Here is a 20,532-nt window from a genome sequence, read left to right as displayed (position 1 = left end):
TCCTTCCGCGCGCGTCTGAAACTCGTCGCCGGTCCCGTCGTGGCCGGTGGTTTTCGCCGTGTTCCCGGAAGGAATCCCGCATGTCCTCGCCCGCCCTGCGTCTTGCCGTCGAGATCGACGGTCCCGGCGGTTCCCCCAGCCCTCAGCGCCTCGCCCGTGCCGCCGTCTCGGCGGAGAACGCCGGGTTCACGCTGATCACGCTCGACGACTCGACGCTGGTCCCCGGCCGGATCGGGGCGGTGGAGCGGGCGGCGTTCGTCGCCGCGTCCACCACGACCGTCGGGATCGCACCGGTCGTCCCCGTGACCTACGCCGAACCCTTCCACGTCTCCAGCCAGCTGGCGTCCCTGGACCACATCTCGCTGGGCCGTGCCGGATGGGTCGTCTCGGAGGAGGCGCGGCCCGAGGCGGCCCGCGTCTGGGGGCGCCCGGCCGTGCAGGGGGAGGCTACGCTGAGCCGTGAGTCCCGCGACGGCGTCGAGGTGGCGCGCGCCCTGTGGGACTCCTGGGAGGACGACGCCGTCATCCGCTCCGTCGCCACGAGCCGCTACCTGGACCGTGAACGCCTCCACTACATCGACTTCACCGGCGACACCTACACGGTGAAGGGCCCGGCGATCGTCCCCCGCCCGCCGCAGGGCCAGGTGGTGGTGCTGGGCTACCCGCACCGCGTCCCCGCCGACGGGCTGGACGTCGCCCTCGTCGCCGGCCGCGACGTCACGTCGGTCCGCGAGAGCGCCGTCCGCACCCGCACCCCGCTGGTCTTCGCGGAACTCGAAGTCGCCCTGGACACGGAGGACTCGACGGCGGACCAGCGCGCGTCGGACTGGCAGGAGACGGGCCGCCTGCGCCACGTCGGATCGGCGTCCGGCCTGGTCCGCCTCCTGGAGGACCTGAAGGGAACCGTGGACGGCGTCCGCCTGCACCCCCTCTCCCTCGACACCGACCTCCTCCCCCTCTCCCGCCACGTCCTCCCCGCCCTCTTCACCACCCGCACCGCCACCCGCCCCCTCCCGGCGGCGACACTCCGCACGAACCTGGGCCTGCCCAGACCGGCCAACCGCCACGCGGACGCGGCCGAGGCGCCGGGCCGATGAGCCCCCGTCGCGACGCGGGGCGCACCACCCCGCCACCCGCCGGGGCCCGGCCTCGCCCAGCCGGGAGCGCCGGTCCGAGGCCCGACGGCTCAGCCCCCGCCGCGCCCGGCCGTCCCGCCGCGAGCCCGCCCCCGGCGGCCCCCGCCGGCCACGACGCCCCGGCGCTCACCCCCTCCACCCCGCTCACCCGCCCCGCCGCCGGTAAGGACCCCCGATGACCCGCACCGACACCCCCTTCCCGGACGCCCAGCTGCACTTCGGGGTCTTCTTCCAGGGCGTCAACCACTGGACGATCTGGTCGGACCCGCAGAGCGGGTCGCAGATCGATCCCGCGAACTTCACCAAGGTGGCGCGGACGGCGGAACGGGGGCTGTTCGACGCGTTCTTCCTGGGGGAGGGGCTGAGGCTGCGGGAGGTGGACGGGCTGATCCACGACCTGGACGTCGCCGGCCGGCCGGACGCCATCACGCAGCTCGCCGCGCTGGCCGCCGTGACCGAGCGGATCGGCCTGGTGTCGACGTCGAACACGACGTTCAACGAGCCGGCCGACCTCGCGCGCAGGCTCTCCGGACTGGACCTGCTGTCCGAGGGGCGGGCCGGCTGGAACGTCGTCACCACCGACAACGCGTGGACCGGCGCCAACTTCCGGCGGGGCGGCTACCTGGACCACGCCGACCGGTACCGCAGGGCGGAGGAGTTCCTCACGCTGGCGCGGGAGATCTGGGACGCGTGGGAGGGGGAGACACCGGGCCGGGTCGTGCACCGGGGCCCGCAGTTCGACGTCGACTTCACGCCGACCCTGCCGCGCAGCGCCCAGGGACACCCGGTGATCTTCCAGGCCGGCGACTCCGGTGAGGGGCGGGACTTCGCGGCGCGCAATGCGGACGTCATCTTCTCCGCGCACGGCAACGACTTCGACGACGCGCTGACGTTCGCGCAGGACGTCAGGCGCAGGCTGCGCGCGTTCGGCCGGCCCGAGGACGACCTGCGAATACTTCCCGGCACGGAGATCATCATCGGCGCCACCGAGGAGGAGGCGCTGGAGAAGAAGCGCTGGATCAGGCTCCAGCAGGTCACCCCGGCGACCGCGTTGAACATCGCGGGCCAGCTCTGGAACCTCGACCTCACGGGCCGCGACGCCGACGGCCCGCTCCCGAAGGAGGACCCCGCCGTCACCGGCAACGACGGCTCCTTCGGCGCCCGCCGCGTCGCCGACCCGCGTGCCGTGGTCGCCGAGTGGCGGCAGAAGGCCGAGGCGGAGGGCTGGTCGCTGCGGGAGACGGTGATCGCGCTCGGCCCGCAGCGCGGCCACGTCGGCACCCCCTCCGGCCTCGCCGACAAGTTCGCCCACTGGGTCCGCCACGGCGCGGTCGACGGCTTCAACGTCACCCCGTACCTGATCCCGGACGGCCTCGACGACATCGTCGACCTGCTGATCCCCGAACTCCAGGAACGCGGCGTCTACCGCACCGCCTACGAGGGCACGACCCTGCGCGACCACCTCGGCCTGCGCGAGCCCCTCAGCCGCCGCTCCTCGTCCGCTCCCGGTCCCACGCGGCGGGCCGGCTGAACGCCTCGGGGACGGCGGCGGACTTCCGGTTCACCACCGGCCGGTTCCAGTCGCCGTCCCCGAGCACCAGCAGCGGGTCGAACATGACCACGACCCCCGCGAGGAACAGGAAGATGACCGGCCCGATCAGCATCGGCAGCAGCAGCGAGGTCGGCGAGTCGCCGGCCCACGACGCCGTCGTCCCGTGCACCTCGACGCTGACCGCCGCCATGCCTGTGTAGTGCATGCCGGAGACGGCGACGCCCATCACCAGGCTCGCGCCGAGGCTGGCGAGGAAACCGCGGATGGAGACCGCCGCCCACAGGGCGGCGGTCGCGGCGCCGATCGCGATCAGGACGGACAGGGCGACCACCGAAGGGTCGTAGTCGATCCGGCCGTTGAGGTGCATCGCCGCCATGCCGAGGTAGTGCATCGCGGCCACCCCGAGCCCCGTGACGACCCCCGCGAACAGCAGCGTGCGCCCGCTCGCCCCCCGGTAGCCGACGATGAAGACGCCGATCCCCACCACGACGACGGCGACGACGAGGCTCAGGACGGTCAGCCCGACGTGGTAGCCGACCCGGGTCTCCACGACCCGGAACCCGATCATCGCGATGAAGTGCATCGTCCAGATCCCGCACCCGATCGACGTCGCGCCGAGCGCGAGCCAGCCCGCTTTCCAGGACTGCGTGTTGAGCAGGGTGCGGACAATGCAGCGCAATCCGAGCGCGCTCCCCAGACAGGCCATCACATAGGCCGCGACCGGTGTCACCGCTCCGTAGCGGAACCCGTCGACCGTGCCTTCCATAGGCCAACTCCCCCCAGAGCAAAGGCTGTGTGTGTTCGAAGGTTTACGTGTAGAGGGACTGTGAATGCAAGTTGAACCGACCGGTAGGCGAGCAACTTCCGAATACTGATACGCAACTCCCGGCACAGATGCGCCAATTTCGGCCCGCCGTATTTGGATTGGCATATTCATTCGGCAATCGGCGGCCAATTCTTGAAAGTTCAATGCAATTGCCGCACCGAGGGGAAACCCTCGAACCACCCCTGCCTTGATGACATGACCGCGTCAATGGTGTCATCCTCCCTGCCATCCCCCCACGGGAACGGTTCTGCCCCGCTCAACTCGCCTTGCACACAACGGTTGGAGTACGAGTGAGATCCATCCCCCGTAAGCGGACCACGGCCTGCGCCGCCCTGCTCTCCAGCGCCGCGCTGCTCGCGCTCGGCGTCCAGACGGTCCCCGCCGCAGCCCGGCCCGCCGCCCCCCACCCCGCACCCCTGCGCGCCGGCGGCCTCCCCGCCGACCTCACCCCCGCCCAGCGGACCACGCTCATCAGGAGCGCAGAGTCGAAGGCCGCCGGCACCGCGCATGACCTCGGCCTCGGCGGCCAGGAGAAACTCGTCGTCAAGGACGTCGTCAAGGACAACGACGGGACCGTCCACACCCGCTACGAGCGCACCTACGCCGGTCTTCCCGTCCTCGGCGGCGACCTCGTCGTCCACACGCCCCCGGCCTCCGTCGCCGCCGGCACCGTCTCCACGACGTTCAACAACAACCGCCGGACCATCTCGGTGAAGTCCACCGCCGCCGCCTTCGGCAAGTCCGCCGCCGAGACGAAGGCGCTCAAGGCGTCCCAGGCCGAGAAGGCGACCGGCTCGAAGGCCGGCGGCGCCCGCAAGGTGATCTGGGCCGCCGAGGGCACCCCCAAGCTCGCCTGGGAGACCGTCGTCACCGGCGTCCAGAAGGACGGCACCCCCAGCAAGCTGCACGTCGTCACCGACGCCACGACCGGCGCCGAACTCTCTCGCTGGGAAGGCATCGAGACCGGCACCGGCAACAGCCAGTACAGCGGCACCGTCAGCATCAACACCACGCTGTCCGGCTCGACGTACCAGCTGTACGACACCACGCGCGGCGGCCACAAGACGTACAGCCTCAACAACGGCACGTCCGGCACCGGCACCCTGATGACCGACGCCGACGACGTGTGGGGCACCGGCTCCGGCTCCAACACCCAGACCGCCGGTGTGGACGCGCACTTCGGCGCCCAGACCACCTGGGACTTCTACAAGAACACGTTCGGCCGCAGCGGCATCAAGAACGACGGCGTCGCCGCCTACAGCCGCGTCCACTACAGCTCGGCGTACGTCAACGCCTTCTGGGACGACGATTGCTTCTGCATGACCTACGGCGACGGCTCCGGCTCCACCCACGCCCTCACCTCGCTCGACGTCGCCGGACACGAGATGAGCCACGGCGTCACCTCCAACACCGCCGGCCTCAACTACACCGGTGAGTCGGGCGGGCTGAACGAGGCCACCTCGGACATCTTCGGCACCGGCGTCGAGTTCTACGCCAACAACTCCACCGACGTCGGCGACTACCTCATCGGCGAGAAGATCGACATCAACGGTGACGGCACCCCGCTGCGCTACATGGACCAGCCGAGCAAGGACGGCTCCTCCGCCAACTCCTGGTACTCCGGCGTCGGCAACCTCGACGTGCACTACTCCTCGGGCCCCGCGAACCACATGTTCTACCTGCTCTCCGAGGGCAGCGGCACCAAGACCATCAACGGCGTCACCTACAACAGCCCGACCTCCGACGGCGTCGCCGTCGCCGGCATCGGCCGGGCCGCCGCCCTCCAGATCTGGTACAAGGCGCTGACGACGTACATGACGTCGACCACCAACTACGCGGGCGCCCGCACGGCCGCCCTCAACGCGGCGGCGGCGCTGTACGGTTCCAGCTCCGTGCAGTACGCCGGGGTCGGCAACGCCTTCGCGGGCATCAACGTCGGCAGCCACATCACCGTCCCGTCGACCGGCGTCACCGTCACCAACCCGGGCAGCCAGTCCACCACGGTCGGCACCGCCGTCAGCCTCCAGATCTCGGCCAGCTCCACCAACAGCGGCACGCTCACCTACGCCGCCTCAGGGCTGCCGACGGGCCTGTCCATCAGCTCCACCGGCCTGATCTCCGGCACCCCGACCACGGCAGGTACCTACAGCACGACCGTCACGGTCACCGACTCCGCCGGGACCACCGGAACCGCCTCCTTCACCTGGACGGTCAGCGCCAGTGGCGGCGGCACCTGCACCTCCGCCCAGCTCCTGAGCAACGCGGGCTTCGAGTCCGGCAGCACCGGCTGGACCGCCAGCAGCGGCGTCATCACCAGCTCCAGCAGCCAGGCCGCCCGCACCGGCTCCTACAAGGCGTGGCTCGACGGCTACGGCTCCACCCACACCGACACGCTCTCCCAGTCGGTGACGATCCCGAGCGGCTGCACGAACACCACGTTCACCTTCTACCTGCACATCGACACCGCCGAGACGACCACCAGCACGCAGTACGACAAGCTGACGGTCGCCGCCGGTTCGACCACCCTGGCCACCTACTCCAACCTCAACGCGGCCTCCGGATACGTCCAGAAGTCCTTCAGCCTCGGCTCCTACGCGGGCTCGACCGTGACGCTCACGTTCACCGGCGTCGAGGACTCCTCGCTCCAGACCAGCTTCGTCGTCGACGACACCGCCGTCACGACCGGCTGACCTGGCCGTAGGACAGGGGCGCTCGCGGAGGACGGTGCCGCGAGCGCCCCGCCCGTGCGTATCAGGCGAACGTGCGGCCCAGGAGATCCAGCAGCGCCGCCCAGTGCCGTTCGGCGCCCTTCTCGTCGTAGGAGGAGGTGTCGGCCTGCGTGTAGCCGTGGGCGGAGCCCTCGTACAGCTCGCTGCGGTACGTGACCCCGGCCTCGGTGAGGGCCTCCTCCAACTGGCGGATGTTCTCGGGCGTCATGGAGTCGTCCTGGTCGGCGTGGCCGAAGTACAGCTCGGCCGTGACGTTCCCGGCGACCAGGTGGGGGCTGTCGGGGCCGTCCGTGACCATACGGCCACCGTGGAAGCCGCCCGCCGCCGCGACCCGCTCCGGGTAGGTGCCCGCCGTCATCAGCGACAGCCGGGCGCCCATGCAGTAGCCGGTCACGCCGACCGGGCCGTCCGTGACCGCCGGGCTCTGCGCCAGCCAGCGCAGCCAGGCGCCCGCGTCCCGCATCGACAGCTCCTTGGTCAGGGACTGCATGACCGGCCAGATCGCGCCGAAGATCTCCGGGCGGGCCTCGGGGTCGATGAACTCCGGCAGGTCGAAGACGGGGGAGCGGCCGTGCCGGTAGAACACGTTCGGGACCAGCACGGCGTACCCCTCGCCCGCGAGCCGGTCCGCCATCGACTTCAGGTGCGGACGCAGCCCGAACGCGTCCTGGTAGAGCAGCACGGCCGGGTGCGGGCCGCCGTCGGCCGGGTGGACGAAGTAGGCGTCCGCGACGCCGTCCTCGGTGGTGATGTCGACAGAGGTTCCCTGTACAGAAGTCATGACCGACATCGTTCCATGGTGGAACCAACGGTGCGGACGGCGGCCCTCACCTCGTGAACCGCCCTTTACTCGAACCGCGAGGCGTCCCCCGCCCCGTACCGCACGATCTGCGCCTCCCCCTCCGAGAAGTCCACCACCGTCGTCGGCTCGGTCCCGCACTCCCCGGAGTCCAGCACCCCGTCCAGGACGTGGTCCAGCTCGTCCTTGATCTGCCAGCCCTGCGTCATCGGCTCTTCCTCGCCGGGCAGCAGCAGCGTGCTGGACAGCAGCGGCTCGCCCAGCTCCGCCAGCAGCGCCTGGGTGACCGTGTGGTCCGGGATGCGCACGCCCACCGTCTTCTTCTTCGGGTGCTGGAGCATCCGGGGCACCTCGCGGGTCGCCGGCAGGATGAACGTGTAACTCCCGGGCGTGGACGCCTTGATCGACCGGAAGACGTTGTTGTCGATCTGCACGAACTGGCCGAGCTGCGCGAAGTCCTGGCACACCAGCGTGAAGTGGTGCCGGTCGTCCAGCTTGCGGATCGACCGGATGCGGTCGATGCCCTCCTTGCTGCCCAGCTTGCAGCCCAGCGCGTAGCAGGAGTCCGTCGGGTACGCGATCAGGGAACCGTCCCGGACGGCCTGGGCGACCTGGGAGATGGTGCGCGGCTGGGGGTTGTCGGGGTGCACGTCGTAGTACTTCGCCATGGGGCGAGCCTATGCCGCGCGCCCGGCCGCCACCGGCCCGGGACCCGCCGGGAGGTGATCCCGTGTAACGTCCCCGGTCGGGGAAGACTGGGGGAGGCGCGCGGATGACGGCCCGGGACAAGGACGGCACGCGGTGGGCCGAGGAACTCCTCGCACTCCTGCGGCCCTCGGCGGGCCACGGCGTCGACGGCACCGTCGCCTGGCTGGCCCGCACCCTGGACGCCGACGTGTCCCTGCACGACGGCACCGGCACCCCCGTCGCCGGACACCCCCTCCCGCTGGACGCCACCCCCGCCGACAGCGTCCTCGACGGCCGCATCGCCGCCGCCTCCTGGGAGGGCGACGGCCGATACCTGCGCCTCGTCAGAGTCGTACGGCCCGCTCCCGCCCGCCCCTGGCTCCTCGCCGCCGCCCGCACCACCCCCTTCGGCCCCGGCGCCTCCGATGTCGTCGCGCACACCGCCGCCGTCCTCGAAGCCGTGCTGCGCACCCGCGAGGCCGACGCCACCGAACGCCGGCTGCGGCGGGCGGCGGCCGATCTGCGGCTCGCGATCCTCCAGCTGCTCATGGTCGAGGACACCGTCGCCGCCCGCCGCGTCGCCGCCGGACTGTGGCCGGGTCTCCTCGACGTCGAGACCGCGCGCGTCTACATCGCCGAGTCGACCGTCGAGGACCGCGACCGGCTCGCCGAGGACTGCCTCGCCGCCACCCGCGACGCCGCCCTCGTCGTCCGCTGCCCGGCGATGGACCCGCAGGTCATCATCGTCGTCCCCGACGAGACGGCGGACGCCCGGCTGCGCGCCCTGCCCGCCCGCCGGCCCGGCACCTACCTCGGCGGCAGCGTCCCGCACGCCCTCGCCCGCACCGCCACCGCCTACGGACAGGCCGCCAGCGCCCTCGCGGTCGCCCGCTTCCACCCCGACCGCACCGCCGTCTACACCGAACGCACCCACCCCCGCCGCCTGATGGACCCCCAGGACCTCAACGCCTGGGCCCTCGACCTGCTCAGCCCCCTCGACCGGCTCCCGCACCACGTGCGCGCCGAACTCGTCGCCACCACCCGCCTCGGCCTGGAGTTCACCGCCGTCCGCGCCGCCCGCATCCTCGGCGTCAGCCGCAACACCGTCCGCGCCCGCATGGAACGCGTCGAGTCCCTCATCGGCACCGACCTCTCCGACCTGGCCTCCCGCGCCGCCCTCCACCTCGCCCTCGCCCACCGCGACTCGCCCGTCGAACCCGCGCCCCCGGCCACCCTCGGCGACCTCCTCACCGCCCCCGCCCTGCGCACCTGGGCGCACACCCTCCTGGCCCGCCTCGACGCCGACCCCCGCGACCTGCGCGGCACCCTGCGCGCCTGGATCGCCGCCCAGGGCAACGCCGAACGCGCCGCCGACGCCCTCGGCATCCACCCGCAGACCGTCCGCGAACACGTCCGCAGCGCCGAACCCGTCCTGGAACGCCAGCTCCTCGCCCCCGGCGGCGACCTGTACGAGGTGGTCCTCGCCCATCTGGTCACGGGAGACGTCGTCCACCCCGCTCCCGGCCAGGCGAACGGGGGCGAACCGGGCGGCCCTGTGCACAGGTGAGCCCCGGCCGGGCACCTGTGCGATTCACACCCGGCGCCGGCCTGTGTACGTTCACGGGTCATCGGGGTGCGACCAGGACGGGGGACCGGTCACACCCCACATCTCAGCCCTTCAGCCGCACCGGGATCTCCTGCCACCCGAACGCGATGAACGACGGCACCTGCGTCAACTCGCCGCCCTCCAGAGCGAGTTCGGGGAACCGCTCGAAGAGGGCGGCCAGCGCGTACGACGCCTCCAGCCGGGCCAGCGGCGCTCCGATGCAGCGGTGCACACCGATCCCGAACGCCAGATGGTCGTCCGCGCCGCGCGCCGCGTCGAAGACGTCCGCGTCGGCGCCGTACCGCGCGGGGTCCACCCCGGCCGCCGCGAACGTCGTCAGGATCGCGTCCCCGGCCGGCACCGTCACCTCACCGACCGTCAGGTCCTCCACCGCGAACCTCAGCGGCAGCGACGCGATCGACGGATGCGCGCGCAGCGTCTCGTCGATCACCGCGTCCCAGGAGATCTCCCCGGCGCGCACCGCCGCGAGCTGCTCCGGGCGCCTCAGCAGGGCCACGACCGCGTTGCCGATCAGGTTCACGGTCGTCTCGAAGCCCGCCCCGATCACCAGCAGCAGCGTGTACAGCAGCTCCTCGTCGCTGAGCCGGTCACCGTCCTCGTCCCGCATGCGGATCAGCTCGGTCGTCATGTCGTCGCCCGGCTCCTCGCGCTTGCGGGCGATGAGCGTGCCGAGGACCGCGCCGATCTGCTCCTGCACGAACGCCGCGTGCTCGGGGGAGGGGTCGGAGGTGTCCATGATGGCCGCGATGAGCGCGCCCGTCGCGTCCCGCAACTCCTCGGGGACACCGAAGAGTTCACAGATGATCCGCATCGGCAGCGGATGCGCGAGCGCGGCCCGCAGATCGGCCGTCTCCGCGCCCTCCAGCGCGTCCAGCAGTTCCGTCGTGACCGCCTCGACGCGCGGGCGCAGCGACTCGGTGCGCCGGGCGGTGAAGCTCGGCGCCACCAGCCGCCGCAGCCGCGTGTGGTCCTCGCCGTACGTCGACAGCATGTTGACGACGCCGACCCAGCCCAGCACCCAGCCCCAGGAGGGGTGGTCCGGGACCTCGGGCCACAGCCGCCAGTGCCGGCGCGGGTCCTTGCTGACCCTCGGGTCGAGGATCAGCTCCTTCAGCGTGTCGTACCCGGTCGGCGCCCACGCCGGGACCCCGCCGGGCAGCTCCACCGGGACGATCGGGCCGAGGGCGCGTAACCGGGCCGACTCGGCGGGGATGTCGGCGCCGAACGGGTCGATCGAGATGCGGTCGGTCACGGTCACGTCGGATCTCCGGGGTGGTCGGGGGTGCGAGGGGTGAAACGGACGGGCAGTGCCCGCAGCGAGCGGTGGAAGGGGCCCGGCCGCCAGGCGAGGCGCTCGCGCGGCAGCACCGGTTCGAGGTCCGGCAGCCACTGCATGAGCCGCTCGATGGCCTCGGTGACGATGAGCAGCGTGTGCTGCCGGACCGGACAGGCGTGCGCCCCCGCGCCCCACGACAGGTGCGAGGCGTCCGACGGATGCCGCCCGGCGGTCACCTCGCGCTCCGCGAAATGCCCGAGCGCTCCGTACGACACCACCACCGGGACCGTCTCCGGCAGCCACACCCCGTGGAACGCGACCGGCTCGCGCGCGTAGTAGATCCCGTAGTTGGCGAGCGGCGTCTCGTGGTGCAGCACCTCCACCACCGCGTCCATGACCGGGCGGGCGCCGCTGGTGAGCGTCGAGTAGTACAGGTCGTTGCCGAGAATCCGCGACAGGGTGTTGGAGACCAGGTTCGACGTCGGCTCGAAGCCGGCGCCCAGCGTCAGGAACACCTGCCAGGTGACCTCCTCCTCGGTCAGCCCGGCCGGATGCTCCAGGAGCCGGCTCGGCAGGTCCTCGCCCGGCCGCGCGGCCTTCGCCGCGACCAGGTCCAGGACGTACCCCGCGTACTCCGCCTCACCGGCCCGCGCCTCCGGTCCGCCCTCCATCATCCGCGCGAGGCCCCGGTGCAGCCGGTCGCCCTGGCTGTCGGGCAGCCCGAACAGGTCGTTGAAGACCAGCGCGAGCAGCGGACGCGCGAACTCCTCGACCAGGTCCGCCTCGCCGCGCGGCCCGATCCGGCCGACCACGAGCCGTACCGCCCGGTGCACCCGGGCCCGCAGATCGTGCGGCTCGACCAGGTCGAACACGTCGAGGAGGGTGCGCCGGTAGCGCAGATGCTCGGCGCCGTCCGCGAACAGGGCGTTCGGCCGCCACCGCATCATCCCCAGCACCGGCGAGTCGACCGGCACGGTCTCCTCCCAGGCCCGCGGATCGTGCGAGAACGTCTCGTCGTCGTGCAGCACCGCCAGCGCCGCCCGCCGGTCCGTCACCACGAACGCCGTGATCCCGGGCGCCAGTTCGGCCCAGCCGACCGGGCCCTGGGCGCGCAGCGCCGCGTAGTAGCGGTGCGGGTCCGCCGCGAAGTCGTCCTCCCACAGCCGCACGGGGGCGGAGCGGGAGAAGTCGCGCTGGTCCGGGGGGTAGGTGGTCACCGGGTCTCCCTGACGACGAGATGGTCGACGAGCGCGAGCAGCGCGTCGACGGAGGAGTCGGGGTCACGCGCGTCGCACGTCACCATCGGGGTGCCCGCCTCCAGGTCGAGCGCCTGCCGCAACTGCTCGGGCGTGTGGTGGCGGGGCGAGTCGGGGAACGCGTTGATGGCGACCGCGTACGGCAGCCCGCTGTCCTCGACCAGCCCCAGCACGTCGAACGACGCCCCGATCCGCCGGCTGTCCACCAGCACCAGGGCGCCCAGCGCGCCGTACGAGATGTCCTCCCACAGCTCCCGGAACCGCTCCTGGCCGGGGGTGCCGAACAGGTAGAGGACGACGCCGCCGGGCAGGCTGATGCGGCCGAAGTCGATCGCGACCGTCGTCGTCGACTTCTCCCGCACCCCCGCCAGGTCGTCGACGTGCGCCGACGCCTGGGTGAGCCGCTCCTCCGTGTGCAGCGGGGTGATCTCCGAGACGGAGTCGATGAGGGTGGTCTTGCCGACCCCGAACGGGCCCGCGACCAGGATCTTCACCAACTCCCGCGCGGTGTCCGGGAGATGCGGGGGGCTAACGCTTGAGGGCGCGGAGGCCATCGGCCACTCTCTTCAGCAGATCGGGGTCGTAGTGCGCGGCGGACGCCATCGGGGCGCGGGCGAGCAGCAGTTCCCTGTCCAGCAGACCGGCCGTCAGCACCCGCACCGCCGACACCGGCAGCCGCAGCACCGCCGCCACCTCCACGAGCGCGAGCGCGCCCCCGGACAGCGCGTCCAGCACGGCGAGTTCGGCCGCCGACAGCCCCTCCGGGAGCAGGGTCGCGGGGTCACGGGCGAGGACGGTGAGCCGCTCCAGGCGGGGCCTGCTCGGGCGGGCGACCCCGCCCGTGGACAGATACGCCGGCACCAGCGGCCGGCCGGCCGGGCGCCCCGTCACGCGGGTCCGGCGTCGTCGGCTCCTCGGGGCACCGCCGCCATCGCCTTCTCACCGAGCCGCGCGACCTGCGAGTGCACGCGGTGCGCCAGCAGGTCCAGCCGCACGTCCGCGCTGCCGTACGCGGCGACACACGTGCCGTGCTCGGTGGGCACGATCAGCACGTACCCGTGGTCCGACTCGATCACCACCTGCCGGACGACGGCCCGTTCGGCGTCCGCGAACGCCGCCGCGGCCGTCCGGCAGGCGCCCTGCACGGTGCTCGTGATCGCCGCGACCCGCTCCGCGGACGGCTGCGTGAGCGCGTCCGTGTACCCGGTCACCAGGCCGTCGCGGGTCAGCATGACGGCCGCGATCACCTGCGGCACCTCAAGAATCGGCTCCAGCACCCAGGCCGTGTTGTCACCCGTCTCGGGAGTGGTCATCGCGTGGGGCCTCCTTGTCGTTCGGTCCGCTCGAAGTCTCGGGGGGTTTCGTCGGGTCGCGCGTCGGCACGCTCGCGTTCCCGCACCGGCTCGGGGGCCGGTTCCGGCTCGGGTACGGGCACGGGCCGGGGCATCGGCTCGGGTTCGGGCTCGGAGAGGGGCGAGGTGATGCGGGACCAGTCGTAGGACGTGCCGTCGGCCGCGGGGCGGTCGTGGGTGTCGGGCTCGGGGTCGGGCGGCGGGAGGAGCGGCCACTCGTGGGTGTCGTCCGCCGCCGGGTGCCCGGGGGTGTCGGGCCAGTCGCTCGCGGGCTCGGGCACCGGCGTGTCGTCGAGGGACCAGTCGTCCGCCGGGTCCGGGGTGACGGGCGGGCGGGTCAGCGGCGAGGCGGGGGTGTCGTCCTGGTCCCAGCGGGGCGTCGGGGTGAGGCGCAGGGTCTCGGTGGTCGAGCCGTCCCGGCCGTCGCGGGCCGCCGCCGTCGCGGACTGGAGGCCGCCGAGGGCCGCCGCCGACTCCTCGGGGGTACGGGCCGGACGCCGGGGCGAGGACCACTCCTGGCCGCCGACCGGGCCCTGCGGCGCGGCGCCGCTCGGCGCGGGGCGCGCGGTGCGGTTGCGGCGCCGGCGCTGCGGCAGCTCACCGAAGTCGAAGTCGTCGCCGTCGGAGGGGGCGGCGCTCTCCCGGCCGGCCGGGCGCGGGAGCGGCGGATCGGCGCGCGGGGCGACCGGCTCGGTGACGTACGCGTGGGGCGGCGGGGGCGGAGGCGGCGGCACGGGGGGCGCCGGGGGAGCGGGCGGGGCCGGCGGCTCGGGCGTCGGGCAGGGCGCCTCGGTCTGCTTGCGCGTCGGGCGGGGCGCGCTGGCCGACGGGGGTCTGCGCGCCGGGTCGATCCGGGACAGGAGATGCGTGCCGATCCGCAGCACCGCCCGCACCCCGCCGTACGGCGACGCCGACGTCAGGTCGACCGTCAGCTCGAACTGCCGGGTCAGACGGCCGATCGCGGCGAGCCCCATGCGCGGCGGGTCCCCCAGCTCCGTGAGGTGGATCGGCGTGTCCCCGGCCACCAGCCGCTGGGCCCGCTCCCGCTCGTCGCACGTCATCCCGACGCCCGCGTCGTCGATCGTCACGCACACCCCGTGGTGGACGTGCTCCAGCCCCACGACGACGTCGGTGTCCGGCGCCGAGTGGCGCAGCGCGTTGTCGAGGAGCTCGGCGACGATGATGGCGACCGGCTCCACGGCGTGCGACACGAGCGCGGTACCGGGTTCCAGGTGGTTGTGGACCCTGACCCGCTGGTACCCGGCGAGCCGCGCCTGACCGCCGGTCACCGCGTCGACGAGGTGCGACTCCTCCCGCGCGAGCCCCACCCACGCCCCGCACACCACGGCCGTCACCTGCGCCCGGCGCAGCGACTGCTCGTTCTCGTGGTCGAGGCGGAAGAGCGTCTGCGCCAGCTCGGGTTCGTCGTACTGCGCCTGGAGTCCGCGCAGCGCGTCCTGGAGCCGGTAGAGCGCCGCCTGGATCTCCCGGGTGGCGCCCCGCATCCCCGCCTGGGCCGCCGCGTCGACCCGGTTGCGCTGGGCGGTGACCTCCACGCGCAGCGCTTCGAGAACCTTCTCCAGCGCGATCCCGAGCGGGGTCCCGGCGGTCAGCGGCTGGAGCGGGCCGGGTATCTCCAGGTGCGGATGGGCCAGCCGACGGGCCGCGGCGGGCACCCTGAGCCCCGCGAGGTGCTCGACCTCGGCGGTGAACGCCCGTACGGAACCGTCGAGTTGGGTGCGCAGCGCGGCGATCTCGGCCTGCTGCCGGGCCTGTCTGCGCCGGGCGCGCAGCAGACCGCCGCCGAGAGCCAGCGCGGACAGCGTGCCGGCGGCGAGACCACCGACGACCAGGTCCGGTACTTCGATCATCGATTGGGTTCCAGGAAGGGCCGGGCGCTCGACGAGCGCACACGGGCAGGGGGAAGTCACCAGCACCCCCGGTGGGGCACTCGCAGCACAGTACACACCGTCATCGACCGCTCTCGCACGGTCGAGGGTCACTTCCCTCCGAAACGCTCCGCCATCTGTGCGCTTCTGCCCCCGAGTGTCGGAAATTCCGCCCGGGAAACCGCAGTTGGCGTTGAACACGGCACCCGCCGACGCCGTACTGACAGGCGCGCCACCACCGTTCGCCGACCCCGGAGACCGGAAATCACCCATGTCTCCCTGACCTCGTTGACACCGCGAAACCGATGCCTACCGTGGACCCCGCACAGCGAATCGCCCGATATTCGATATTTCGAACCGTACGGCGGAGGCTTTGTTGACCCCCATAGGCAGACGCCCCTTCCTCGCCGCGGCGACGACACTCGCCGTCACCGGCGCACCCGCGCTCCCCGCCCACGCCGCGCCCCGCGCGGCGCCGGGCCGCGCGGCACCCTCCCCGCGGGTGAACCCCTTCCCGCTCACCGACGTCACGCTCCTCGACAGCCCCTTCCGCGACAACCAGCGCCGCAACACCGCGTATCTGCGCTTCGTCGACCTCGACCGCCTGCTCCACACCTTCCGCCGCAACGTCGGACTGCCCAGCACCGCGCAGCCCTGCACCGGCTGGGAGGGCCCGAACGTCGAACTGCGCGGCCACTCCACCGGCCACCTCCTGTCCGGCCTCGCCCTCACCCACGCGAACACCGGCGACACCGGACTGCGCGACAAGGGCCGCCAGTTGGTCGCCGCGCTCGCCGCCTGCCAGGCCGCCTCCCCGGGCGCCGGCTTCAACCAGGGCTATCTGTCCGCGTTCCCGGAGAGCTTCTTCGACCGCCTCGAAGCGGGCACCGGGGTCTGGGCGCCCTACTACACCCTCCACAAGATCATGGCCGGCCTCGTCGACCAGTACCGCCTCTCGGGCAACCAGCAGGCACTGGACGTCCTGCTGCGCAAGGCCGCCTGGGCGGACCGGCGCACGGCGAACCTTTCGTACGAACGGATGCAGCGGGTCCTCGACACCGAGTTCGGCGGCATGAACGACGTCCTCGCCGACCTGCACACGATCACCGGCGACACCCGCTGGCTCACCGTCGCCGAACGCTTCGCGCACGCCCGGGTCTTCGACCCGCTCGCGCGCGGCGAGGACCGGCTCGCCGGGCTGCACGCCAACACGCAGATCCCCAAGATGGTCGGCGCCCTCAGGATGTGGGAGGAGGGGCTCGCGGACCGGTACCGGACGATCGGCGAGAACTTCTGGCGGATCGTCGTCGGCCACCACACCTACGTCATCGGCGGCAACAGCAACGGCGAGGGCTTCCACGAACCCGACGTCATCGCGGGCCAGTTGTCCGACAGCACCTGCGAGAACTGCAACAGCTACAACATGCTGAAGCTGACCCGGCTGATGCACTTCCACGCCCCGGACCGCACGGACCTGCTCGACTACTACGAACGCACCCTGTTCAACCAGATGCTGGGCGAACAGGACCCCGACTCCGCGCACGGCTTCAACATCTACTACACCGGCCTCGCCCCGGGCTCGGTCAAACGCCAGCCGTCCTTCATGAGCCCCGAGGACGCCTACTCCACCGACTACACCAACTTCTCCTGCGACCACGGCACCGGCATGGAGACCCACGCCAAGTTCGCCGACACCCTCTACACCCACGACGAACAGCGCCTCCTGGTCAACCTGTTCGTCCCCTCCGAGGTGAACTGGAAGGCCAAGGGCATCACCTGGCGCCAGACCACCCGCCTCCCCGACCAGGACACCACCACCCTCACGGTCACGGCGGGACAGGCCCGGCACACCCTCGTCGTCCGCATCCCCGCCTGGGCCGAGGACGCCCGCGTCCGGCTCAACGGCACCGCCCTGCCCGACCGTCCGGCCCCCGGCACCTGGTTCTCCCTCGACCGGAGCTGGGTCCAGGGCGACCGCGTCGAGGTCACCCTCCCGCTGCGCACGACCGTCGAGGCGACCCCCGACGACCCCGGCGTCCGCGCCGTCCTGCACGGGCCCGTCGTCCTCGCCGGGACCTACGGCGACCGCGCGAACCCGTGGCTGCCACAACTGGACCTGGCCAGCGTCCGCCGCGAGTCCGCCGATCCGCTGCGGTTCACAGCGGACGCCGACGGTGAACCGGTCACCCTGCTGCCGATCGCCCGCGTCCACCACCAGCACTACTCCGTGTACTGGCGCACCGGCGAACCCACGCCCCCGCCACCGCCGTTCGCCGCCTGGCACCGGTTCGACGAGACGGCCGGCACCAGCGCGGCCGACGCCACCGGCAACGGGAACACCGCGACCCTGGCCGGCGGGGCGGGCTGGACAGCGGGGCGGGCCGGGGGAGCGGTCGCCCTCGACGGGGTGAACGGCCATGTCGCCCTCGCCGAGGACCTGTTGGCAGGCGCCGCCGCCTACACCGTCGCCGCCTGGGTCCGGCTGAGCGGCCAACCCGCCGCCTGGACACGGATCTTCGACTTCGGGACCGGCGTCACCGCCAACCTCTTCCTCACCCCGCGCAGCGACTCCGGGACCCTCCGGTTCGCGATCACCGCGGGCGGCGCGGGAGCCGAACAGCGCATCGACGCACCCGCGTTGGCCACCGACCGCTGGACGCACGTCGCCGTCGCCCACGGCGCCGGGACCGCCGTCCTGTACGTCGACGGCACCGAGGCCGGCCGCAACACCGCCGTCACCGTCGAACCCCGGCACTTCGGCAGCCACATCCGGGTCGCCTACCTGGGCCGGTCGCAGTACGCCGACCCGTACCTGAAGGGCGCCCTGGACGACGTCCGCGTGTACGGGCGGACCCTGGACGCGGCCGAGATCGCGGAGCTGGCCCGCTGAACACGAGGGGCGCGCGCAGGCGGCCGTGCCGACTTGCGGGCGCCCCTCCCACGCGGGCACGGTACGGACCGTGCCCACTCTGCTGATCGTCCATCACACCCCCTCGCCGAACTGCCAGACCCTGTTCGAGGCAGCCGTCTCCGGGGCGAGCGCGCCCGAGATCGAGGGGGTCCGCGTCGTCCGCAGAGCCGCCCTCGCGGCCACCGCCTCCGACGTCCTGGCCGCCGACGCCTACCTCCTGGGCACCCCCGCCAACCTGGGCTACATCTCCGGCGCCCTGAAGCACTTCTTCGACCAGGTGTGCTACCCGTGCCTCGACACCACCCGGGGCCGCCCCTACGGCGCGTACGTCCACGGCGGCAGCGACGTCACCGGCGCGCTGCGCGCGCTGGACACCATCACGACGGGACTCGGCTGGCGGCGCGCCGCCGAGGCGGTGACGGTGACCGGGGAGCCGACGAAGGGGGATGTGGAGGCGTGCTGGGAGCTGGGGGCGATGCTGGCGGCGGGACTTACGGAGTGAGCGGCGGGGGCGGCGGGGCGGCCTCACGGTCGTACGAAAATATGCCCGTACTTCTGAGTCGTCGCCGTGCACTCCTCCTCCTCGGCGTGTCGCCCCTCCCCACCAAGCCGGCCCCCTCCGGCCTCGACACCCCCGCCAAGAAGGAACTCGCCCTCCAGCTCGTCTCCAGCGCCGAGAACTCCTCCCTGGACTGGCGCGCGCAGTACGGCTACGTCGAGGACATCGGTGACGGGCGCGGGTACACGGCCGGGATCATCGGGTTCTGCTCCGGGACCGGGGACATGCTGAAGCTGGTCGAGCTGTACACGCGGCGCAGGCCGGGAAACGTACTGGCGCGGTATCTGCCCGCGCTGCGCACCGCGGTGGGCGGCGCGTCGCACCGGGGGCTCGACCCGTCGTTCGTGCGTGACTGGCGTGTCGCGGCCCGGGACACGGTGTTCCGGCGGGCCCAGGAGGACGAGCGCGATCGGGTCTGCTTCACCCCGGCGGTCCGTCAGGGCGGCGCCGACGGGCTGCGGGCGCTGGGCCAGTTCGCCTACTTCGACGCGTACGTCATGCACGGCGAGTCGGGCTTCGACGGCATCCGCGCGCAGGCCCGGCGCGCACGGCGAACCCCCGCGCTCGGCGGCGACGAACGGACGTACCTGGAGGCGTTCCTCGACGCGCGGGTCGAGGCGATGCGGCGGGAGCCGGCCCACCGGGACACCAGCCGGGTCGACACCGCTCAGCGGGTCTTCCTGCGGGCCGGCAACCTCGGCCTCACCCCGCCTCTGGAGTGGAGGGTGTACGGCGAGCGCTACCGCGCCGGCTGAGCGCGCCGTACACCCTCCCGGACCCCCGGGCCGTTCAGTGGCGCGGACCGAAGAAGTCCACCGGGGTCGTCGCGCCGCTCAGCGCGCCGTTGCCCATCTGCTCGAACCGCTGCTGCACGTTCGCCGCGAAGGCGTGCGACTGCTTGGCGGAGCTGGTGCCGCCCGCGTTCATCGCGACCGTGAGGATGCCGCTCACCGGGGCGGTCGGCGAGGTGCGCACCGGGGTGCACAGGAAGTCGAACTCCTGCGGGGACGGCGAGTCGTACGTCTTGATGCGCCCGCCGCCGAGCGTGGTGGTCTGGCCGCTGCGGAACGCGTCGTCCATCGCGTTGAAGACGCCGATCGCCTCGAGTCCGGGCAGGACGTGGCGTCCCCGGCTGAACTGCGGGACCATGCCGAACGCCTGGCCCTGCTTGCCGTTGGCGTAGCGCAGCAGGTGCTCGGGGCCCTCGGTCAGCATGATCGGGAAGGGGGCGCCGTCGAACACCGCGAACAGCTCCTGCTGCTGGGCGAGGAGGCTGTCGCGCAGCCGGAACTCCGACAGCAGCGTGTCGGCCAGCTCCTTCATGCCCTCACGGGTCTGCGCGTCCCACACACGCGGCTTGAAGTCGGCCACGCAGACCGTGCCGAGGATCATGCCGGTGTTGTCGCGCAGCGGGGTGCCGAGGTAGGAGCGCACCCCCAGGTCGTTGACGAGGGCGTTCCCCTTGAAGCGCGGGTAGTCGAACACGTCGTCGAGCGCGAGCTGGGAGCCCATCGCGACGGCGTGCGGGCAGAAGCCGTAGTCGCCGGGGGCCTCACGGGTGAGGTTGCTGAGGTCGAAGGTGACCGCGTTGCCCGCCGCGTCGGTCCGCGCGCCCGGGTCGCCGGTCGGGGTGTACATGCCGCGGAACATCTGCTGCTTGTCGCTGATGAAGTTGACCATGGCCAGCGGGGACTGGGTGAACCCGGCCGCCAGCCGCGCCACCCGGTCGAAGGTGGCCTCCGCGCCGACCGCATTGAGGCCGAGAATCTGCAACCGCAGCCGGCGCTGCTCGCCCGCGAGACGGAGTTCTTCAGGTGAGAGGGAGTCCATGAGATCAGATCAAAGCAGAACTCGACGTGAGGTGACTCGCCTCCCCGGGCGATCCCGGTCACTTCCGCCTCAGGCGTAACCGACTTGTCACCTGCGGTGGTTG

17 protein-coding genes are annotated in these 20,532 nt (G+C 72.5%); 7 read left to right on the top strand and 10 right to left on the bottom strand.

Annotated elements, in window-relative coordinates:
- Positions 1 to 80: 80 nt before the first annotated feature.
- Together ABZX85_RS28510 and ABZX85_RS28505 are read left to right on the top strand one after the other, a co-directional pair.
- Positions 81 to 1,097 carry an LLM class flavin-dependent oxidoreductase gene (locus ABZX85_RS28510; protein WP_355874362.1) on the top strand — a complete coding sequence of 339 codons (1,017 nt, stop codon included), beginning with the start codon at positions 81 to 83 and terminating at the stop codon, positions 1,095 to 1,097.
- 214 nt (positions 1,098 to 1,311) lie between these two features.
- On the top strand, positions 1,312 to 2,667 hold the full coding sequence (locus ABZX85_RS28505; protein WP_355874359.1) for an LLM class flavin-dependent oxidoreductase: 1,356 nt from the start codon (positions 1,312 to 1,314) through the stop codon (positions 2,665 to 2,667).
- Here the strand turns inward: ABZX85_RS28505 and ABZX85_RS28500 are convergent.
- On the bottom strand, positions 2,618 to 3,454 hold the full coding sequence (locus ABZX85_RS28500; RefSeq protein WP_355874356.1) for an MHYT domain-containing protein: 837 nt from the start codon (positions 3,452 to 3,454) through the stop codon (positions 2,618 to 2,620). The genes ABZX85_RS28505 and ABZX85_RS28500 overlap by 50 nt on opposite strands.
- A 350-nt stretch (positions 3,455 to 3,804) precedes the next feature.
- Between ABZX85_RS28500 and ABZX85_RS28495 the strand changes: the two genes are divergently transcribed.
- A complete protein-coding gene (locus ABZX85_RS28495) occupies positions 3,805 to 6,204 on the top strand; it encodes a M4 family metallopeptidase (protein ID WP_355874353.1) in 2,400 nt (799 codons plus the stop codon).
- Positions 6,205 to 6,265: 61 nt separating this feature from the next.
- On the opposite strand, the gene ABZX85_RS28490 is transcribed toward ABZX85_RS28495, so the two are convergent.
- Together ABZX85_RS28490 and ABZX85_RS28485 are read right to left on the bottom strand one after the other, a co-directional pair.
- Positions 6,266 to 7,024, bottom strand: a complete 759-nt coding sequence (locus tag ABZX85_RS28490) for a dienelactone hydrolase family protein (protein WP_355874350.1) — start codon at positions 7,022 to 7,024, stop codon at positions 6,266 to 6,268.
- 65 nt (positions 7,025 to 7,089) lie between these two features.
- The gene (locus ABZX85_RS28485; protein WP_355874348.1) at positions 7,090 to 7,710 is read right to left on the bottom strand and encodes an L-threonylcarbamoyladenylate synthase; all 621 of its coding nucleotides are present in this window, start codon (positions 7,708 to 7,710) and stop codon (positions 7,090 to 7,092) included.
- 104 nt (positions 7,711 to 7,814) lie between these two features.
- Here ABZX85_RS28485 and ABZX85_RS28480 point away from each other — a divergent pair, with 104 nt between their 5' ends.
- Positions 7,815 to 9,296 (top strand): helix-turn-helix domain-containing protein, encoded by a 1,482-nt coding sequence (locus tag ABZX85_RS28480; RefSeq protein WP_355874344.1) that lies wholly within the window; start codon positions 7,815 to 7,817, stop codon positions 9,294 to 9,296.
- 103 nt (positions 9,297 to 9,399) lie between these two features.
- Here ABZX85_RS28480 and ABZX85_RS28475 read toward each other — a convergent pair whose 3' ends face one another.
- Genes ABZX85_RS28475 through ABZX85_RS28450 form a run of 6 tightly spaced genes read right to left on the bottom strand, consistent with a single transcriptional unit; the run spans position 9,400 to position 15,111 of the window.
- Positions 9,400 to 10,614 (bottom strand): cytochrome P450, encoded by a 1,215-nt coding sequence (locus tag ABZX85_RS28475; protein ID WP_355874342.1) that lies wholly within the window; start codon positions 10,612 to 10,614, stop codon positions 9,400 to 9,402.
- Positions 10,611 to 11,849 carry a cytochrome P450 gene (locus ABZX85_RS28470; RefSeq protein ID WP_355874340.1) on the bottom strand — a complete coding sequence of 413 codons (1,239 nt, stop codon included), beginning with the start codon at positions 11,847 to 11,849 and terminating at the stop codon, positions 10,611 to 10,613. Before ABZX85_RS28470 ends, ABZX85_RS28475 begins: the two co-directional genes overlap by 4 nt.
- Positions 11,846 to 12,442: an ATP/GTP-binding protein gene (locus ABZX85_RS28465; protein ID WP_355874337.1), complete on the bottom strand. Its 597-nt coding sequence runs from the start codon at positions 12,440 to 12,442 to the stop codon at positions 11,846 to 11,848. Before ABZX85_RS28465 ends, ABZX85_RS28470 begins: the two co-directional genes overlap by 4 nt.
- Positions 12,417 to 12,779, bottom strand: coding sequence for a DUF742 domain-containing protein (locus tag ABZX85_RS28460; protein ID WP_355874334.1), 363 nt, complete (start codon positions 12,777 to 12,779; stop codon positions 12,417 to 12,419). Before ABZX85_RS28460 ends, ABZX85_RS28465 begins: the two co-directional genes overlap by 26 nt.
- Entirely contained in the window at positions 12,776 to 13,201 is a 426-nt protein-coding gene (locus ABZX85_RS28455) for a roadblock/LC7 domain-containing protein (protein WP_355874331.1), read from the bottom strand. The genes ABZX85_RS28460 and ABZX85_RS28455 overlap by 4 nt, the downstream gene beginning before the upstream one ends.
- Positions 13,198 to 15,111, bottom strand: a complete 1,914-nt coding sequence (locus ABZX85_RS28450) for an ATP-binding protein (protein WP_355874329.1) — start codon at positions 15,109 to 15,111, stop codon at positions 13,198 to 13,200. The genes ABZX85_RS28455 and ABZX85_RS28450 overlap by 4 nt, the downstream gene beginning before the upstream one ends.
- A gap of 391 nt (positions 15,112 to 15,502) precedes the next feature.
- Here ABZX85_RS28450 and ABZX85_RS28445 point away from each other — a divergent pair, with 391 nt between their 5' ends.
- The 3 genes from ABZX85_RS28445 (at position 15,503) to ABZX85_RS28435 (ending at position 19,354) form a co-directional block, all read left to right on the top strand.
- Complete coding sequence (locus ABZX85_RS28445; RefSeq protein ID WP_355874327.1) at positions 15,503 to 18,019, top strand: beta-L-arabinofuranosidase domain-containing protein; 2,517 nt, start codon at positions 15,503 to 15,505, stop codon at positions 18,017 to 18,019.
- A gap of 70 nt (positions 18,020 to 18,089) precedes the next feature.
- Positions 18,090 to 18,542, top strand: a complete 453-nt coding sequence (locus tag ABZX85_RS28440; RefSeq protein ID WP_355874325.1) for an NAD(P)H-dependent oxidoreductase — start codon at positions 18,090 to 18,092, stop codon at positions 18,540 to 18,542.
- A 41-nt stretch (positions 18,543 to 18,583) separates the two neighbouring features.
- Positions 18,584 to 19,354 carry a chitosanase gene (locus ABZX85_RS28435; RefSeq protein WP_355874323.1) on the top strand — a complete coding sequence of 257 codons (771 nt, stop codon included), beginning with the start codon at positions 18,584 to 18,586 and terminating at the stop codon, positions 19,352 to 19,354.
- 34 nt (positions 19,355 to 19,388) lie between these two features.
- Here ABZX85_RS28435 and ABZX85_RS28430 read toward each other — a convergent pair whose 3' ends face one another.
- Positions 19,389 to 20,429, bottom strand: coding sequence for a GAF domain-containing protein (locus ABZX85_RS28430; RefSeq protein WP_355874321.1), 1,041 nt, complete (start codon positions 20,427 to 20,429; stop codon positions 19,389 to 19,391).
- Positions 20,430 to 20,532: the final 103 nt, after the last annotated feature.

The organism is Streptomyces sp. NPDC004539, from assembly GCF_040610055.1.
Classification (GTDB): Bacteria; Actinomycetota; Actinomycetes; order Streptomycetales; family Streptomycetaceae; genus Streptomyces.
The sequence above is the reverse complement of the archived record's forward strand: the minus strand, read 5'-3'. Positions and strand labels throughout refer to the sequence as shown.

What these genes read in the sequence shown, in the direction of transcription:
- ABZX85_RS28465 (WP_355874337.1), bottom strand. Translation starts at nt 12,442, where the DNA reads ATGGCCTCCGCGCCCTCAAGCGTTAGCCCCCCGCATCTCCCGGACACC.
- ABZX85_RS28430 (WP_355874321.1), bottom strand. Translation starts at nt 20,429, where the DNA reads ATGGACTCCCTCTCACCTGAAGAACTCCGTCTCGCGGGCGAGCAGCGC.
- ABZX85_RS28480 (WP_355874344.1), top strand. Translation starts at nt 7,815, where the DNA reads ATGACGGCCCGGGACAAGGACGGCACGCGGTGGGCCGAGGAACTCCTC.
- ABZX85_RS28485 (WP_355874348.1), bottom strand. Translation starts at nt 7,710, where the DNA reads ATGGCGAAGTACTACGACGTGCACCCCGACAACCCCCAGCCGCGCACC.
- ABZX85_RS28490 (WP_355874350.1), bottom strand. Translation starts at nt 7,024, where the DNA reads ATGACTTCTGTACAGGGAACCTCTGTCGACATCACCACCGAGGACGGC.
- ABZX85_RS28450 (WP_355874329.1), bottom strand. Translation starts at nt 15,111, where the DNA reads ATGATCGAAGTACCGGACCTGGTCGTCGGTGGTCTCGCCGCCGGCACG.
- ABZX85_RS28455 (WP_355874331.1), bottom strand. Translation starts at nt 13,201, where the DNA reads ATGACCACTCCCGAGACGGGTGACAACACGGCCTGGGTGCTGGAGCCG.
- ABZX85_RS28500 (WP_355874356.1), bottom strand. Translation starts at nt 3,454, where the DNA reads ATGGAAGGCACGGTCGACGGGTTCCGCTACGGAGCGGTGACACCGGTC.
- ABZX85_RS28505 (WP_355874359.1), top strand. Translation starts at nt 1,312, where the DNA reads ATGACCCGCACCGACACCCCCTTCCCGGACGCCCAGCTGCACTTCGGG.
- ABZX85_RS28510 (WP_355874362.1), top strand. Translation starts at nt 81, where the DNA reads ATGTCCTCGCCCGCCCTGCGTCTTGCCGTCGAGATCGACGGTCCCGGC.
- ABZX85_RS28435 (WP_355874323.1), top strand. Translation starts at nt 18,584, where the DNA reads ATGCCCGTACTTCTGAGTCGTCGCCGTGCACTCCTCCTCCTCGGCGTG.